This window comes from Sphingomonas sp. dw_22, from assembly GCF_018449795.1.
In the GTDB taxonomy this organism is placed as follows: Bacteria; Pseudomonadota; Alphaproteobacteria; order Sphingomonadales; family Sphingomonadaceae; genus Sphingomonas.
The window spans coordinates 61,275-78,828 of record NZ_JAAVVE010000006.1 but is presented as its reverse complement, the minus strand read 5'-3'; the positions used below and the strand labels follow the sequence as shown (position 1 = coordinate 78,828).

Here is a 17,554-nt window from a genome sequence, read left to right as displayed (position 1 = left end):
CGGTGAGCGGGAGCATTGCGGAGATCCAGGAGCGGGTGAACGACGCCAAGCCCGGCTGAAAATCCGCGAGCAGGTCAACTGCGCAATCAGATGAAGGCAAGCAGATTGGTGGAAGCCGATTTGTGCGCGCCAGAAGCGTGTCGGATACTCGTTCTCGATGACCACAAGGAGGAATCCAGATCGATCTTCCAGAATGTGAGTCCAACCGCTCAATCAAGTCAGAGCGATAAATCCGAGGACATCCGTATGGACACGGTGGCAGTGTAGAAGTATAGAAGAGCCGTCGGAAAATTTTAGATGTAGGTCAGTGACCAAGGACTCGAACCGCGTCCGCGTGTTATAAAACGAGTGTATTTGGTGTTATAAAATTGACTTCAATTTTAGTTAGAGAAATCTTCTCAAATTGATGTCGATATTTATTAGGTTCTCTTCTGGGCCGATCAATTGCGCACGGGCGTGGATCTGCACGGCGCGGAATTGGCGGTCGCGAATGCTGTGACGGGTTGGGACAGTGCCCCTTCAGGACCAACGCTGCGAAATCGAAGGAACTCGCAGACCTGCTGGGCAATCTGAACGGCGATGCCGCATCCCTTGTCCGGCGATCCATCCCGCAGATATTCGGTGCCTTCTTTCCCCCCGGTGAAGACGTGTCGCCCACCACCAAGCCTCTCGCCGCGATGCTCTTCATGCTTATCCCCATGGACGAGTCGCTTTCGCGCGTGGACCTCGACCTCCTGGCCAACTGCTCGCACGTCTTTTGGAATTCGGACTATCCAGCGACGAATACGAGGGGCTGATTGGCGACCTGGATGAAATTCAGACGCGCATGGGATCGTATGCACACCTGCCCTGGAGCCTGGATGTCTGTGAAATTCTCGCCGTTGCACCGGCCGCGTCGGAAGCTGCGCGCGAGGCTCGACTGCGCTTCTTCTTGCAGGTGATTGGGCAGGCTCAAGGTTTTGCGCATCGGCTGGGTCCGCCGGACCTCCTACCGATCGACTATCTCGCCCAGGATTACCGGGTCGAGTCGGAAGCGCTTGCTGGTCTTAACCGAACCGCTGCTGAGAATGCCGCCGAAAAGGCGCTTCCGGATCTCGCTGGCAAAACGATCGGAATCTACACGCTCGCGGAAGCCGGTGGCAGCCGCACCAAGCGGACGCTCAAGCATATGTTTCCGGGCTGCAAGGTCGCGGTCAATTCGGACCTCGTGTGACGGCGCAACTCACGAGCCTCGCGAAGGCAGCCGACCTTTTCATCTTTGCGTGGAAGAGCAGTAGTCATCAGGCATTCTATTGCGTGAAGGATGCGCTTCCGACCGGCGAGCCGATATGGGCTCAAGGCAAGGGAACGGCGAGCATCGTGCGCGCCGTTATGGATAGCATCGGCTAGCGAAGCTGCACACGCTGGGCGGCATCGTGCTTTGCGAGAGCCTCTTCCCAAGCGTTACGGGTCGCGTGATCCGCTTTGGCAGCAACGGATGTGTGCATATTCATCGATCAGTTGCTTTTTCAGCCGACCCAACATAGCCCGGTCATGGCGGAACCGATGCGGCATCCGACATCGGCAAGCGGCTTGACGACTTCAGTCCGCGAGGTCTGGCCAGTCTTCCGGTACGAGCGCAGGCGGCTTAGTCCAAGGTCGCTCAACCAGGGCCTCCTGAAACCAGGGATTGCCGCCGCGCGCGCATCCTGGGCAGCATCGCTTTCATTAGCGCGACCGGACCAAAGACGTGGGTGGCGAACAGCTCGGCAACGTCCTGATCGTCATCCGGATACGGGCCGCCGTCCCCGGCGTCGATGTTCGCGGCGTTGCCGCCGATCTGGGCACAGCCGAGGGCGCTGTCGCTTTGGTCGCCGCCGAGCCCTATGCCGACATCCTGGTCAACAATGTCGGCATCTACCGCCAGCGCGACTTCTTCGACATCGAAGACGCCGAATGGCAGCAGATGTTCGACGTCAATGTGATGTCGGGCGTGCGCCTTTCGCGCGCCTACCTGCCCGGCATGATCGAACGGAACTGGGGACGCGTGCTGTTCCTGTCGTCCGAGGCATCGCTCCAGATCCCTGCCGACATGATCCACTATGCGATGACCAAGACCGCCTATCTCACGATCTCGCGCGGGCTCGCCAAGCGCGCCGCCGGTACCGGTGTCACCGTCAACGCCATCCTGCCCGGGCCGACGCTTTCGGAAGGTCTGGTCGCGCTGTTGCAAGATGAGCAGGCCAAGTCCGGCAAGTCGATCGACGAAGTCGCCCGTGATTTCATCCGCGCCGAGCGGCCCAGCTCGATCCTCCAGCGCCCGGCCACGGTCGAGGAAGTCGCTAATCTGGCGGTCTATGTCGCCTCGCCGCTGGCCTCTGCGACCACTGGCGCCGCGCTTCGGGTCGATGGCGGCGTCGTGGAGTCCATCGCCTGATGATTGTCGTCGCTGAAGCTACAGAGCGTAGTTTACCGACGGCTTTATCCACCTGACGGCGCAGGCCATTTTGGCCTCGGGAGGATCGCCCGCCCCCATCCCTCGGCGGTCCTCCCACCCCTTTCCAAGCCAAGGGCGCCGACTGGCGGCGCGAAGAGGTCGACATGAACATGCACGTTCCCGAGACGCTCGTGGCCGCCCGGCCCAGCCTCGCACTCCGCTGGCGCAAGAGCGCCCTGATCGCCGCGCCGTTGCTCGCCATTGCCGCGGGCATCGGCGCGACGTTGGTCCATGAGGCGCCTGCGGCGTCGTCCGCTCCGGTGCCGGTCGTCACCGTCGCCCAGCCGCTGGTGCGCAACATCGACCAGTGGGACGACTATGTCGGCCGCTTCGCCGCGAGCCAGGCGGTCGAGGTGCGGCCCCGCGTTGGCGGCGCGATCACCGCCATCCATTTCCACGACGGGCAGATGGTCGCGAAAGGCCAGCTTCTCTTCACTGTCGATCCGCGCCCCTATCAGGCTGCGCTCGCCGAGGCGCAGGCCGGCGTCGCCAGCGCCCGCAGTGCGCTGTCGCTTGCGCGGTCGGACTATCAGCGCGCCGTCCGCCTCCAGGCCGACGACGCCATCGCCGCGAGCGAGGTCGAGACGCTACGCAGCCGCGTGACCGCGTCGGAAGCCGCGCTCGCCGCCGCCGAGGCGCGTGTCCGTGCCCGCGCGCTTGACATGGAGTTCACCCAGGTCCGCGCGCCGATCGCCGGCCGCATCTCCGACCGCCGCATCGATGTCGGCAATCTGGTGTCGGGCGGGGAGGGGACGGCGGCGACATTGCTGACCACCATCAATGCGCTCGATCCGATCTACTTCGCCTTCGATGCGTCGGAGGGGCTGTTCCTGAAGGCCAAGCGGCAACAGGCGGGCGGCGGCACCGTCGAGGTGCGTCTCCAGGACGAGACCGGCTATCGCTGGAAGGGCAAGCTCGACTTCACCGACAATGGCGTGGATCCCCGCTCGGGCACGATCCGCGGCCGTGCGGTGATCGCCAATCCCGACGGCGTGCTGACTCCCGGCCTGTTCGGCAACATGCGGATGGGAAGCGGCCGCGGCCGGGCGCTGCTCGTCCCCGATACCGCGATCCAGACCGACCAGGCGAGCAAGCTCGTGCTCGTCGTCGGCCGCGACGACAAGGTCGAGCCGCGCATCGTCAAGCTCGGCCCGGTCGTGGACGGGCTGCGCGTCATCAATGCCGGGCTGAAGCCGGGCGAGCGCGTCGTCATCGGCGGGATCCCCGCTGCCGCTCCCGGCGCCAAGGTCCAGCCCAAGGCCGGCAGCTTCGCCGCCACCCCCGACACTTCCCCCGCAGCCGCCGCGTCCAGTGCCGGCGAAGCCACGCTCGCGTCGAACTGACGCCCTTTTTCGCAAGGAGAGCCACCATGCGTATCGCACGCTTCTTCATCGACCGGCCGATCTTCGCGGGCGTGCTTGCGCTCGCGATCGCCATTGTCGGCGCCATCGCCTATTTCGCGCTGCCGGTCTCGCAATATCCCAACATCGTGCCGCCGACGGTGACCGTCACCGCCAGCTATCCCGGCGCCAACGCCCAGACCGTCGCCGAGACCGTCGCCGCGCCGGTCGAGCAGGCGATCAACGGCGTCGACGACATGCTCTACCAGTCGTCGCAATCGACCGGCGACGGCAAGCTGACGATCACTGTCACCTTCAAGGTCGGCACCGACCCCGACAAGGCGCAGGTGCTGGTGCAGAACCGCGTCGCCACCGCGCTGCCGCGCCTCCCCGAGGAAGTGCAGCGGCTCGGCATCGAGACCAGGAAGATCTCGCCGTCGATCCTGATGGCGGTGAACCTGGTCTCGCCCGACGGCTCGCGTGACGCCGAGTACATCATGAACTATGCGCGCACCCAGGTGCTCGACCCGCTGAGCCGTATCGACGGCATCGGCAATGTCGACCTGATGGCGGGCGGCCGCGACTATTCGATCCGCGTCTGGATCGACCCCAACCGTGCCGCCGCGCTCGACCTGACCGCCGGCGAGATCGTCGCTGCGCTGCGGGCGCAGAACGTCCAGGTGGCCGCGGGCAAGCTCGGCCAGGCGCCGGCCGGGCCGGACGATGCCTTCCAGGTCAATGTGCGGACGCAGGGCCGCCTGACCACGCCCGAGCAGTTCTCCGACATCGTGATCCGCACCGATCCCGATGGCCGCCAGGTGCATGTGAAGGACGTCGCGCGGGTCGAGCTCGGCACCGACAATTATGCGGCCGTGACCTACCTGAACGGACAGCCGACCGCGATCCTCAACATGCTGGCACGCCCGGGCGGCGATGCGGTGCGCGCCCGGGCCGCGGTCTATTCGACAATGAAGACGCTCTCGAAGAGCTTCCCGGCCGGCCTCGAATACCGGATCGCCTATGATCCGACGAGCTTCGTGGTCGATTCGATCAACGCCGGCTTCTACACGCTGTTCGAGGCGACGATCCTCGTCATCCTCGTGATCCTGGTCTTCCTCCAGAAGTGGCGCGCGGCGCTGATCCCGGTGCTCGCGATCCCCGTCTCGGTGCTCGGCACCTGTGCCGTGCTGCTGGCGATGGGATACTCGATCAACAACCTCTCGCTGTTCGGCATCGTCCTCGCCATCGGCATCGTCGTCGACGACGCGATCGTCGTGGTCGAGAATGTCGAGCGCAACCTCGAGAACGGGATGACTCCGCTCGCGGCTGCCCGCGCCTCAATGGACGAGGTCTCGACCGCGCTGGTGGCGATCGTGCTCGTGCTGTGCGCCGTGTTCGTGCCGACCTTGTTCATCACGGGCCTGTCGGGCGAGTTCTACAAGCAGTTCGCCGTCACGATCGGCACCGCGACGATCTTCTCGCTGATCCTGTCGCTGACTCTCTCGCCCGCCATGTCGGCGCTGATGCTCAAGGCATCGCACCGCCACGAGGATCCGAAGGGCTGGCATCGCTACACCCAGGGTGCGGCCGACTGGTTCAACGACGGCTTCGACCGGCTGAGCGAGCGCTATGGCGCGCTCACCCGCAAGCTGGTGCTGATGCCGCGCCGGATGATGGCGATCTATTCGGTGCTGATAGCACTGACCGTCGGCCTGTTCTGGGCCACCCCCAGCGGCTTCGTACCGCTCCAGGACCAGGGCTATTTCGCCGTCCTCGCCCAGCTTCCTCCGGGCTCGTCGCTCCAGCGCACCGATGCGGTGGTCAAGGAGATCGCGAAGCGCGGCCTCAAGATCGACGGCATCGCCCATGCCGAGACATTCACCGGCATGGACGGCCTGTCCTCGACGCTGGCGCCGAACAGCGGCGTGGTGTTCTTCCCGCTCAAGTCGTTCCACGAGCGCGGCAGGACCGGGCGCACCGACCAGGCGATCATGGCCGACGTCCGCAAGGCGACCGCCGATATCGACCAGGCGCTGGTGATCGTCGCCTCGCCGCCCGTGATCGCCGGCATCGGCGGCAACGCGGCGACCGGATATCGCATGATGCTGCAGGACCGCAGCGGCCATGGCTATCAGGACATGGGGAAGGTCGCCGGCGAACTGGTCGGCAAGGCCAACAAGGCCGAGGGCCTCGCCCAGATCTTCACCTTCTACAACACGTCCTCGCCCAGCATCTTCGCCGATATCGACCGGCAAAAGGCCGATCTGCTCGGCGTGAAGCCCGAGCGCGTGTTCGAGGCGATGCAGGTCTATCTCGGTTCGGCCTTCGTCAACGACTTCAACCTGCTTGGCCGGACCTTCCACGTGACCGCCCAGGCCGACGCGCCCTATCGCCGCACGACCGCCGACATCGCCAATCTACGGGTCCGCTCGGATCTGGGCGGAATGGTGCCGATCGGCAGCCTTGCGACCTTCCACGACGAATCCGAGCCCTATCGCGTCACCCGCTACAATCTCTTTCCCGCGGTCGAGATCGATGGCGACACCGCGCCGGGCTATTCCTCGGGCCATTCCTTGAAGGCGATGAAGGAACTGGCCGCCCAGATCCTGCCTGCCGGCTATGGCTTTGAATGGACCGGTATCGCCTATCAGCAGGAGACGGTGGGCAATACCGCGGGGATCGTGTTCGCGCTCGCCATCGTGTTCGTCTTCATCGTGCTCGCGGCACAGTTCGAGAGCCTGATGATGCCGCTGGCGATCATCCTGATCCTGCCGATGTCGCTCCTGGCGGCCATGGCGGGAGTGAACCTGCGCGGGTTCGACAATAACGTCCTCACCCAGATCGGCCTGATCGTGCTGATCGCGCTGGCCGCCAAGAACGCGATCCTGATCGTCGAGTTCGCCCGTCAGGCCGAGCGCGAGGGACTCTCCGCCGTCGATGCCGCAGTGAAGGCGGCGCGGATGCGGCTGCGGCCGATCCTGATGACCAGCTTCGCCTTCATCCTCGGCGCGGTGCCGCTGGCGCTGGCGCACGGGGCAGGGGCGGAGCTGCGCACCGCACTCGGCACTGCCGTCACCTTCGGGATGTTCGGCGTCACCGGCTTCGGACTGGTCTTCACCCCCGTCTTCTATGTCGTGACCCGCACGCTGGGCGAGAAGCTCGCCCGGCGCCGGCCGATCCTCAATGCCGATGCTGCCCTGCAGCCGGCCGAATAGGGAGGGACTTCCCATGCGTACCGCACTCATCAGCCTCACCGCTTTGCTCCTCGCGAGCTGCGCCACCGGCCCTTCTTATGTCGCGCCGTCGCCACCGGTCGCCTCGGCCGGCCCGCTGATCGGCTCCGCTTCGCCCGCGGTCTCGACCGCAGAGGCCGTGACCGACTGGTGGAAGCTTTACGAGGATCCGATCCTTGATGGCCTCGTCGCCGACGCGCTCGCCGCCAACACCGATATCCGCGTCGCGGTGGCGCGGCTGGAGCGAGCACAGGCCGCGTTCCGGGCGGCGCGGGCCGATCGACTGCCGCAGGGCTCGATCGACGCCACCGGTGGCTACCAGCGCGCACCCGAAATGCAGGCGCTGCCCGGGGCAGATCGCGAGACCGGCTTTGTCGATGGTGGCCTGTCGGTCAGCTACGAGGTCGATCTGTTCGGCCGGGTGCGGCGTGGGATCGAAGCGGCACGCGGTGATGCGGCGGCAGCGCAAGCCGATGCGGACGCCGTCCGTGTCGCGATCGTCGCGGACACGACGCGAGCCTATGTCGATGCCGCGTCCGCCGCGCACCGACTGGCGGTGGCGAAGCGCAGCGTTGCGCTGCTCGATCAGTCGCTGCGCCTCACCGGCAAGCGGGTCGAGGCGGGGCGCGCCACGAAGCTCGACACGCTCCGTATCGGATCGCTGCGCGACCAGCAGGCTGCCGAGATTCCCGCGATCGAAGCCGAGCGCCAGGCGGCCTTATTCCGTCTCGCCACGCTCACCGGCCGCGCGCCGGCGGAGTTGCCCGCTTCGGCCGGCGCGCGGGAGACGCTGCCGCTGATCGATCGTCCGATTCCAGTGGGGGACGGCGCCGCGCTGCTCCAGCGCCGGCCCGATGTCCGCGCGGCCGAGCGCCGGCTCGCGGCCGACACCGCCCGGATCGGCGTCGCGACAGCGGACCTCTATCCGCATATCGCGCTCGGCGGATCGGTCGGCCAGACCAGCACCGGGTTCGGCGACCTGCTCACCGGCGGACCGCTGCGCTTCCTGCTCGGGCCGCTGATAAGCTGGAATGCCAATCCGTCCGCCGCCCGCGCGAAGATCGCCGAGGCTCGGGCCGACACACACGCCTCGCTCGCGCAATTCGACGGCGCCGTCCTGCGGGCGCTGGAGGAGACCGAGACCGCGCTTTCCGCTTATGCCAAGGCGCTCGACCGGCGCCACCGGCTGGTCGCCTCGCGCGATCAGGCCAATGACGCGGCCAGGATCGTCCGCGCCCGCCAGCGCGAGGGCCAGGTCGATTTCCTCGTCGTGATCGACGCCGAACGCACCGCCGCCGATGCCGAGGCGCGGGTCGCGCTGGCCGATGCCCGCGTAGCCGATGCCCAGATCGACCTGTTCAAGGCGCTGGGGGGTGGCTGGCAGTCCGCAAGCCGGGCGCAGGTCGCGGCCAAATGACTGTCGCTCCGGAGGCGACATATCGTCGCTTCCGGGCCAGTTTATCCATCAAATAGGCAACGCTACCTCGGCATCGCACCATCGATCGAGGAATCCGCCATGCACGCCGCACCTATCGAAGCCCCGCGCCAGGCCAGCGGCGTCGCCGTGGTCTTCGCGGTCTGCCTCGCCGCCTTGATCCTGCCGCTGAGCTTCTCGGGCGGCGCCGTCGCCACCCCGGCGATTGGCCGCGACCTGGGTGGCAGCGCGACGTCGCTGACCTGGATCACCAACGCCTTCATGCTGACCTTCGGCAGCCTGCTGATGACCGCCGGCGCGCTCGCCGACCAATATGGCCGCAAGCGCGTGTTCCTGGCCGGCGTCGGCATCTTCGTCATCTTCTCCGCGCTGCTGAGCTTCGCGCCGTCGATCTGGGCGATCGACCTGCTCCGCGCGGCGCAGGGTGTGGGTGCCGCGGCGGCGTTGGCCGGCGGGTCGGCGGCGATGGCGCAGGAGTTCGACGGCCATGCCCGCATCCGCGCCTTCTCGATGCTCGGCACCACCTTCGGCATCGGCCTGTCGTTCGGCCCGATGATCGCGGGCTGGCTGAGCGAGACGCTCGGCTGGCGGTCGATCTTCGTCACCAGCACGGTGATCGGCGCGGTCGCTCTCGCCTGGGGCGCCCGCACGCTCCACGAAACCCGCGATCCTGACGCGACCGGCCTCGATTGGCCCGGCGTGCTCAGTTTCACCGGGGCGCTGTCGCTGTTCACCTTCGGGGTGATCCAAGCGCCCGAGAGCGGTTGGACCAGCGCGTTGGTGCTAGTGCCGCTCGCCGCTTCCGCCCTGCTCGCCGCATTGTTCGTCCGGGTCGAGGGCCGTGTTGCTCGGCCGATGCTCGACCTCAGCCTGTTCCGTTTCCCGCGCTTCGTCGGCGTACAACTGCTGCCGATCGCGACCTGCTACAGCTATGTCGTCCTGCTGATCCTGCTGCCGCTGCGCTTCATCGGCGTCGAGGGGCAGAGCGAGATCGATGCAGGCCTGATGATGCTCGCGCTCTCCGCGCCGATGCTGGTGGTACCGACGCTCGCCGTATCGCTCAGCCGCTTTGTCTCGCCGGGCATCCTCACCGGTATCGGCCTGCTGATCGCGGCTGCCGGCCAGGTCTGGCTCGGCATGATGACGCCCGCCGATGGACTGTGGATCGCGCTGCCGATGCTCGTGATCGGCCTGGGCGCCGGCGTCCCCTGGGGCCTGATGGACGCGCTCTCGGTCACGGTCGTACCGAGGGAGCGCGCCGGCATGGCCAGCGGCATCTTCAACACCACAAAGGTGGCGAGCGAGGGCGTTGCGCTGGCGATCGTCAGCGCCGGACTGGCGGGGCTCACCAGCCTCGGCATCCAGCGTCTCGCCGCCAAGGGTCTCCCAGATGCCCAGCTTCGCGAGATCGGCGCCCGGCTGGTCAATGGCGACCTGGCCCACGCCCAAACGCTTGGGGCCCAACTCGACCGCGCGCTGCTCGTCCAGGGCTATGTCGAGGCTTTCCAGAGCCTCACCTGGGCGCTTGCAGCGATCACCGTCCTGTCGGCGATTGCCTCCTTCGTGCTCCTCGGCCGCACCCATGCCACCGAGAACGCCGCATCCTCCGCCGAATGTCAGCCCGCCTGACCCCCATTTTCCAGGAGAGAAATCATGACCCAGCCGCTTCAGAAGCTCCCGAACAAGGACCATCCAATCACGATCGAGCCCAAGCGCGCCCGCGTCGTCGTGCGCGCCGGTAGCCTCGTGATTGCTGATACCATCCGCGCTTTGTCGCTCAAGGAAGCCGCCTATCCGGCCGTGCTCTACGTGCCACGCGCCGATGTCGACATCACTCTGCTTGAGCGTACCGAGCTGACGACCCATTGCCCCTACAAGGGCGATGCCAGCTATTTCAGCATCCCCGGTGCTGGTGACCGTGCGGTCAACATCGCCTGGTCCTACGAGGCGCCCTATGAGGCGGTCGCGCAGATCGCCGGATATGTCGCCTTCTATCCTGATCGTATCGTCTCGATCGAGGAATGGGAATTGGGGAACGTGCAATGAGCACGCCCGAGCACCGCTATCGCGCGTTACTGGAGAGCGGCGACTTCGCGACGATGCTGGCCAGCGATGCGCCCGGCCAGCGCCTGTTGACTGACGCTGAGCGCTCCGAAAGCCTCCGGTGCACGCTGGCCAGTCGCCCCGCGGGGCCGGCCTGGGTCTTCGCCTACGGCTCGCTGGTGTGGAACCCGACGATCCGCAGCGTCGAGCGCCGCGTCGCCCATATCGATGGGTGGCATCGCGCCTTCTGCCTAACCAGCCCGCTCGGGCGTGGCTCGCCGGATCGACCGGGCCTGGTGCTCGCCCTCGAGGAAGGCGGGTCATGCGAAGGCGTCGCGCTGCGCCTCGATGAAGCCGATGTCGTGGCGGAGCTTGAGTTGCTCTGGCGTCGCGAGATGGTGACCGGCGCCTATGTCCCGCGCTGGATGGATCTGCTCGACAGCAACGGCGAACGCGTCGGCGCCGGCCTTGCCTTCACGATCGATCCGGCAAGCGCAAACTATGCCGGCGACCTGCCGCATGATCGGATCGTGGAACGGCTCGCCACCGCGCGCGGCAGTCTTGGCAGCTCGGCGGACTATCTGTTCCAGACTCGCGACGGCCTGCGTGCCTGCGGTATTCCCGACGCCGAAATAGAACAGCTCGCGGCCGAAGTGGAAGCCGCGCTAAATCGGTGAACGTAGCACCTCGCCCAGATGATCGAGCACGACGCGGGTCTTGGGCGGCATCCTGCGGCCGAGCGGGATGAGCGCATGGACCGGCGGGCCATCGACATCGAGCTCGGGCAGCACATGCACCATCTCGCCGGCCGCGACGAACGGCGCGGCGACCCGGTCGAAGATCTGCGCGACGCCGAGGCCGGCGCGCACCGAATCGATCATCGAGCGTCCGTCCGAGACGACCACGCTCGCGTTGGGTGATATCTCGATGAGCCGCCCGCCCTCCGGCACGCTCCAGGGGCGCAGCTGGCCGGAATTGGCGCGGAAGATGATGCCATCCTGCGCGCGCAAGTCCTGAACCGATGCGATCGGCCCACGCCGGTCGAGATAGGCGCGCGCGGCGTACAGGCAGTTACGCAGCCCGCACAGCCGCCGCACGGTCATCTCGCCGCTGGCGGGAAGCTCGCCGATCCGCACGACAATGTCCCAGCCTTCCTTCACCGGATCGGCCTGGCGATCGTTGAGCGACAGGTCGAGCGTGACCCGGGGCCAGCGCTCGCGCAGCGCCGCGAAGGTCGGGATGACGGCGATGCCGAGGCCAACCGCGATGTCGAGCCGCACCCGGCCGACCGGATCCTCGCGCCGTGCCGCCAGCGCAATCTCGGCCTCGCCCAGCCCGTCGAGCGCAGTCCGTGCCGCTTCGAGATAGGTCTCGCCATCCTCGGTCAGGCGCACCGCACGTGTCGTGCGCTGGAACAGTTTGGTGCCCAGTCGCGCCTCAAGCCGTTGTACCGCCTTGCCGACATTGGACTTGCTCGTCGCCATCTGTTCAGCGGCGCGGGTGAAGCTCGCATTCTGCGCAACCGCGACGAACATCGCGATGTCCTGGATAGGCGGGGCTGAACGATTCATTGGATACCTCAAAGAGACAAGGCAGGCGCTGGCGCTGACTTTATCACCGCAACGTGCGCAGTCACGGCAAGATCGATCGCAGAGCAAAGGGTCATCTTCAGTCGCGGATCAGCCAACCGCAGGGGGTGAGACAGATAATGCGACGTCGGTCTCTACGGCTTCACCCGCTAAAAGGCGGAGGGTACGTGATGGTCAATCCCAGCTCAACGGGTGGCTTCTTGAGCCAGCGAATAGCTGGTGCTGCGGCCGCCGCCCTGGTCACGGACGAGGATGCCTTTCTCGACGAGAGCCTGGATATCGCGCAGCGCTGTATCGTTCGACGTCTTGGCGAGCTCGGCCCATTTCGAGGTGTTCAATTTTCCCTCGAAGCCATTGAGCAACCGGTTGATCATTGCACGCTGACGCTCATTGAGTGACGTCTCGTGATGACGATCCCAGAAGCGTGCTTTGGCGAGAACCGAGGAAAGGGCCTGCTCGGCCGTCGAAAGCCCGGTCGAGGCAATCCAGGAACCACTCCAGCCAGGACGTGGTGTCGAGATCCGCCTTCTGGGTCATCTCGAGCAGAGCATAATAGGCCTTCCGCTCCGCCCTGATCTGCGTCGACATGCTGTAGAAGCGCTGTGCGCTTCCTTCCGAGCGTGCGAGCCCCAGATCGGCGATCGCGCGTGCGATCCGGCCGTTGCCATCGTCGAATGGATGGACGGTCACGAACCAGAGACGGGCGATGCCCGCCTTCAAGACCGGATCGATGCCCTTTTCGCTCTCGAACCAACCAATGAACGCCGCCATCTCGCGATCCAGAGCCGCAGCCGATGGCGCCTGATAATGGACACGCTCACGGCCGATCGGTCCCGAGACCACCTGCATGGGTCCATTCGCGTCGGTGCGCCACCCCCGACGGTTATCGGGGTCATGCCACTCCGACCGGTCGGGAACATTGCAGCGTGCCATGCCCACAGCCGTTCCGCGGAGAGCGGCGCTGCCCAAGAAGCGGGGGCCGAAACCCCGTCCAATCGTCGAATTCCCCCAGCCACTGAACGTGGATTGGAGCGATCCTCCGTCGTTTTCGGAGGCGTTCACGCTCCAGCTCCAGCGGCACGGTGATAGCTGCTGGCATCTCCATCGCGCGCTGCGGCGTCCCGGGGAGACCTTCGGCCGCAAGACGTTCCAACAATGAGCCGCTGGTACGAAGCAGCCCAACACCATCATGTCGTTCGAGATGCTCGTGCACGCCGAGCGCCGATATCGTCTGCCGAGCGGCTACTTCCGCGGCAAGACGAATAGATTCGGTGGAAGTCGCGTGGTGCTTGCCCGAGCCGTGCCAGCGAACGCGTTCGACGGCCGCAAGGATTGCCCCGGACCTATCTGGTAGAATGCAAGTCCATCCAATCCATAAAATCAATTTGATGCATCCGAGCTCAGCCATATGGCCATAGCGATAGCATTATAGTATAGAGAGATCACCGTCGAAGGTTATATGTAGACTTGTGACCGAGAATTTGATCAGCGATCGCGCCTGATTAAATAGGTATATTTGTGGATATAAATTCTACATCGATTTTAGTTAGATAAATCTTCTCAAATTGATGTCGATAGTTATTAGGCACACTTCCGCATCAGCCACTTTCAAAGCGTTGAAAATTCTGGTGGATCGTCGGAAAGACGGTCTCCTGAGCGTATCCGCTGCAGACTGTCGACAGCATCGATCCGCTTCACCCGATCTCGTCGAAAACATGGTTCTCAAGGCTCGATAACCAAGAGACATTGCGCCGATCCTTCCAGCCGCCTTTCATCGCGTCGTAGCAGCGACGCGCGACCATTTTCGAATGGCAGGGACGCTCGCTCGCCGAAGCCCCCTCTCCTACACGGGATCCTTGCCGCTTCGAACCATCTTCCGAAGCTCGATTGCCAGGCATCGCGCGTCCGAGAGCGACACGTCATGTACCGGACCCAGTCCGAAATCGCGGCGTTCGCTCTTATATCACATCCTGAGCGCCCACGCCCGGAAACCCGTGGGACGAGAACCACAAGATAGAGACCATGACCGTCCGCATGTCTTCCAGCGCGGGCAGTACGCACCTTAGGAGCGGACTCGCGTCACGGCGAACAGGCCGGGCTGAGCCGGTGCGATGGCGCTTCAAGCTCCATCCAATCGCAGTGCGCCGCCACCCGCTATCGATACACAATAGTGTTGCATGCTTGCGACACCACCGGTGCCACCCAGAGCGCCCATCCGCAATAAATCAAACGATTCTATAAACTTAACCACAAAATCAAAGCGCTTGACAGATACCTGGACTCAATATTGTATACTATAGACTTTATCATATTGAGCAACAGGGGGCCGTATGACGCATTCAAGGGCGTGGTTTTCCAAGTCTAAGATCCTGACGGGTTCGGCACTTTTCTATATTCTGGCGAGTCCGGGCTGGGCCATGGCCCAGGAGGCGTCGGCCACCGCCCAGCCCGCCGAGGGACCGGCACCCCAAGCCAATGACCTGGCTGCGGAGCAAGCGACGATAGATACCTCCCAGGGCAGGGAAATCATCGTTACCGGCTCGCGCATCCGCACCAGCGACACCACCACGCCCGCCCCGGTGACGATCATCAGCCCAGCGGTGATCGAGGAGCGCGGCTTCACCCAGATCGGCCAGGCGCTGAACGAGATCCCCTCGATCACGCCCTCTTATTCGCGCAACACCGGCATCGGCAGCCAGGTCACGGTCCAGAACTATCCCAACCTGTTCAACCTGGGGGCGGGACGCACGCTCAGCCTGGTGAATGGGCGGCGCATGGTCACCACCGGATCGGGTCTTGAGGACGCGGCGGTCGATACCAACATCATTCCCGTCGGCCTGATCGAGCGCGTCGATGTCGTCCAGGGCGGCGGCGCGGCCGTCTATGGCTCGGGCGCCATGGCGGGCGTTATCAACTATGTCCTGAAGCATGATTTCCAGGGCGCAGTGCTCGACGCGCAATACAGCATCTCCTCGCGCGGCGATTATCCGGTCTACAGCCTGCGCGGCACCTTCGGCACCAATTTCAAGGAGGGTCGCGGCAACATCGCCGTGAACTTCGATTATTCGAAGTCCGATTCGCTGCTGTTCCCGGATCGCGAGGCGTCGCGCCTGGTGCCCTATCCCGGCACCAACCCGGCCAATCATACGGGCGACGACGGCATCCCGGCGACGGTCTATTTCACCAACACCAAGACCTGGTCGTCGAGCTATAACGGCCTGTTCTGGGCCAATACCGGCACGACGCTGGGCTCGCTGCTGAAGGTCAACGGCAACTATGTCCAGTTCAACGAGGCCGGCAACGCGCTCGTGCCCTACGATACCGGTACAGTGGTGTTCTCCAACCTCGCCCAGGGCGGCGACGGCGTGGACTATAATTCGAAATCGACGCTTTTCGCCGGTATCGAACGCTATTCGGGCACGATGGTCGGCCATTACGATCTGACCGACAACATCACGATTTCCACCGAGCTGCTTTTCGCCCGCACCATCTCCAACGATCCGCTCGCACGCATGCGGCCGATGCAGTTCGACAATACCGGATCGGCGGCCGGCGGCACCTTCTCGTTCGCGGTCTATCGCGACAACCCGTATCTGGCGCCGGGCGTGCTCGCGCAGCTTTCCGCCGCGTCGCCCGGCTTCGCGGCCGGCGGCCCGCTCTATCTCGGCAAGTTCCTCGACAACATCATGCCGGATACGAACCTGCGGACCGACACCAAGACCTATCGGGGGCTGCTCGCCCTCGACGGCAAGTTCAATTGGCTGAACCGCGACTTCAACTGGTCGGCCTCGGTCAGCCGGGCGCGCGTCGACACCTCCTATCAGGGCTGGAACCTCAACCAGCTCCGCCTGCGCAACGCGGCCGATGTCGTGCTCAACGGCGCCGGCGTGCCCGTCTGCCGGATCAACCAGGTCACCGTCACCGATCCGAACTGCACGCCGCTCAACATCTTCGGCCACGACAACATCTCTCAGGCCGCTCGCGACTATGTCACCGTGCAGAGCGGCACCAACCAGAGCAGCGTCCTGCCCAATTACGTCAATGACCAGACCGACGCGCTGCTGAGCTTCGGCGGCGACGTGGTGAAGCTGCCGGGCGGGCTGGCGAAGTTCAACCTCACCTACGAGCATCGCTCGGAAAGCGTCGACACGACGCCGCTGGAGGCGGACCGCATGGGCCTGATCGGCGCTGGCTCCGCGCTTGCGCCGTTCAAGGGCGGCTATCACACCAACGAAGTGGCCGGCGAACTGCTGATCCCGCTGGTCGGCGGGGATTTCACGCTGCCGCTGATCGACTCGTTCGAAGTCAATGGCTCGTACCGGCTGGTCAGCGATTCGCTCGCCGGCAGCGAGAATGTGTGGGGCCTGGGCGCGCGATGGGGCGTGTTCCGCGGCCTGACCATCCGCTCCTCGCTCAGCCGCAACTTCCGCGCGCCGAACCTCAACCAGCTGCTCCAGCCGCAGACGACGGGCGTCGCGACGGCCACCAATCCCTGCTCGAACGCCTCGATCGCCAGCGGATCGAACCCCGCGGCGCGCGCCGCCAACTGCCTCGCGCTGTTCCAGGCGAACCCCACCTATGGCGCGGACGGGCTGCCCGCCGGGGCCACCGCGCAGGAACGCCTGGACAATTTCTTCGATCTCGGCGGCAGCTTCCGCCGCGTGCTGGTGACGACGGGCGGCAATTCGGACCTGAAGAACGAGATCTCGAAGACCTTCACGCTTGGCTTCGTGTTCCAGCCGACCTTCATTCCGGGGCTGACGCTGACGGCGGACCGCATCCGGCTCAACCTGGACGATGCGCTTTCGAACTTCTCGGCATCGTCGTTCCTCTCCACCTGCTTCGACAGCCCGACTCCGGATGCGGGCATCTGCAGCACCTTCACCTTCAACCCCGACGGCACGCTGGCGACGGCGCGCGCGACGACCTTCAACGCCGGCTATCTGAAATATCATGGCGAGATCTACACCGCGAGCTATCGCACGGACCTGTCCAGCCTGTTCGGCGCGAAGGGCGACATCGGCGCGCTGACGCTGAGCCTGCAGGCGACCCACAACACCTTGCGCGTCACCTCGGTAACGGGCCTCGACCTGGTGCGGATCGACGACACGACGCAGCTGCCACGCTGGGTGTGGAAGCCCGAGGTGCACTATGCGATCGGGGGGCTGCGGCTGAGCTACAGCGCCTACATCCTGCCGGCGGAAAAGATCAACTACACCGACACGGTCGAAAACGCCTCGGTCCTTCCGGTCGCGGGCAATACCCGGCACAATATCTCGGCCGAGTATCAGCTCGAACAATTCTCGATCCGCGCCGGCATCAACAACCTGACCGACAAGGCGCCCTCCTTCCCCTACAGCGCCGGTTATGGCGACATCATCGGCCGGCAATTCTTCGTCGGCGTGAAGACCAAATTTTGAGCATGCTCCCGATCTGTC

The 17,554-nt window shown here is 65.0% G+C and carries 12 protein-coding genes; 9 read left to right on the top strand and 3 right to left on the bottom strand.

Going from position 1 to position 17,554, the window contains the following annotated elements; genetic code table 11:
• The first annotated feature begins 757 nt into the window (after nt 1-757).
• The 8 genes from HB724_RS04495 (at nt 758) to HB724_RS04460 (ending at nt 11,204) form a co-directional block, all read left to right on the top strand.
• Nucleotides 758-1,213, top strand: a complete 456-nt coding sequence (locus HB724_RS04495) for a hypothetical protein (RefSeq protein WP_213979715.1) — start codon at nt 758-760, stop codon at nt 1,211-1,213.
• A 516-nt stretch (nt 1,214-1,729) separates the two neighbouring features.
• Nucleotides 1,730-2,416, top strand: a complete 687-nt coding sequence (locus HB724_RS04490) for an SDR family oxidoreductase (RefSeq protein ID WP_213979714.1) — start codon at nt 1,730-1,732, stop codon at nt 2,414-2,416.
• Nucleotides 2,417-2,580: 164 nt separating this feature from the next.
• Nucleotides 2,581-3,819, top strand: coding sequence for an efflux RND transporter periplasmic adaptor subunit (locus tag HB724_RS04485; RefSeq protein WP_213979713.1), 1,239 nt, complete (start codon nt 2,581-2,583; stop codon nt 3,817-3,819).
• A 26-nt stretch (nt 3,820-3,845) separates the two neighbouring features.
• Nucleotides 3,846-7,031 (top strand): multidrug efflux RND transporter permease subunit, encoded by a 3,186-nt coding sequence (locus HB724_RS04480; RefSeq protein WP_213979712.1) that lies wholly within the window; start codon nt 3,846-3,848, stop codon nt 7,029-7,031.
• Nucleotides 7,032-7,044: 13 nt separating this feature from the next.
• The gene (locus HB724_RS04475; protein WP_213979711.1) at nt 7,045-8,466 is read left to right on the top strand and encodes a TolC family protein; all 1,422 of its coding nucleotides are present in this window, start codon (nt 7,045-7,047) and stop codon (nt 8,464-8,466) included.
• A gap of 99 nt (nt 8,467-8,565) precedes the next feature.
• On the top strand, nt 8,566-10,113 hold the full coding sequence (locus HB724_RS04470) for an MFS transporter (RefSeq protein WP_213979710.1): 1,548 nt from the start codon (nt 8,566-8,568) through the stop codon (nt 10,111-10,113).
• A gap of 24 nt (nt 10,114-10,137) precedes the next feature.
• On the top strand, nt 10,138-10,530 hold the full coding sequence (locus tag HB724_RS04465; protein WP_213979709.1) for a DUF427 domain-containing protein: 393 nt from the start codon (nt 10,138-10,140) through the stop codon (nt 10,528-10,530).
• On the top strand, nt 10,527-11,204 hold the full coding sequence (locus HB724_RS04460) for a gamma-glutamylcyclotransferase (RefSeq protein WP_256731316.1): 678 nt from the start codon (nt 10,527-10,529) through the stop codon (nt 11,202-11,204). The genes HB724_RS04465 and HB724_RS04460 overlap by 4 nt, the downstream gene beginning before the upstream one ends.
• Here the strand turns inward: HB724_RS04460 and HB724_RS04455 are convergent.
• The 3 genes from HB724_RS04455 to HB724_RS20390 all read right to left on the bottom strand — a co-directional run bounded on the left by HB724_RS04455 (nt 11,193) and on the right by HB724_RS20390 (nt 12,965).
• A complete protein-coding gene (locus HB724_RS04455) occupies nt 11,193-12,098 on the bottom strand; it encodes a LysR family transcriptional regulator (RefSeq protein ID WP_213979707.1) in 906 nt (301 codons plus the stop codon). The two genes, HB724_RS04460 and HB724_RS04455, sit on opposite strands and share 12 nt — an antisense overlap.
• Nucleotides 12,099-12,301: 203 nt before the next feature.
• Entirely contained in the window at nt 12,302-12,490 is a 189-nt protein-coding gene (locus HB724_RS20395; RefSeq protein WP_256731315.1) for a DeoR family transcriptional regulator, read from the bottom strand.
• 13 nt (nt 12,491-12,503) lie between these two features.
• The gene (locus HB724_RS20390; protein WP_256731314.1) at nt 12,504-12,965 is read right to left on the bottom strand and encodes a Fic family protein; all 462 of its coding nucleotides are present in this window, start codon (nt 12,963-12,965) and stop codon (nt 12,504-12,506) included.
• 1,568 nt (nt 12,966-14,533) lie between these two features.
• On the opposite strand from HB724_RS20390, the gene HB724_RS04445 reads away from it, so the two are divergent.
• Complete coding sequence (locus tag HB724_RS04445) at nt 14,534-17,536, top strand: TonB-dependent receptor (protein WP_213979706.1); 3,003 nt, start codon at nt 14,534-14,536, stop codon at nt 17,534-17,536.
• Nucleotides 17,537-17,554 lie beyond the last annotated feature (18 nt).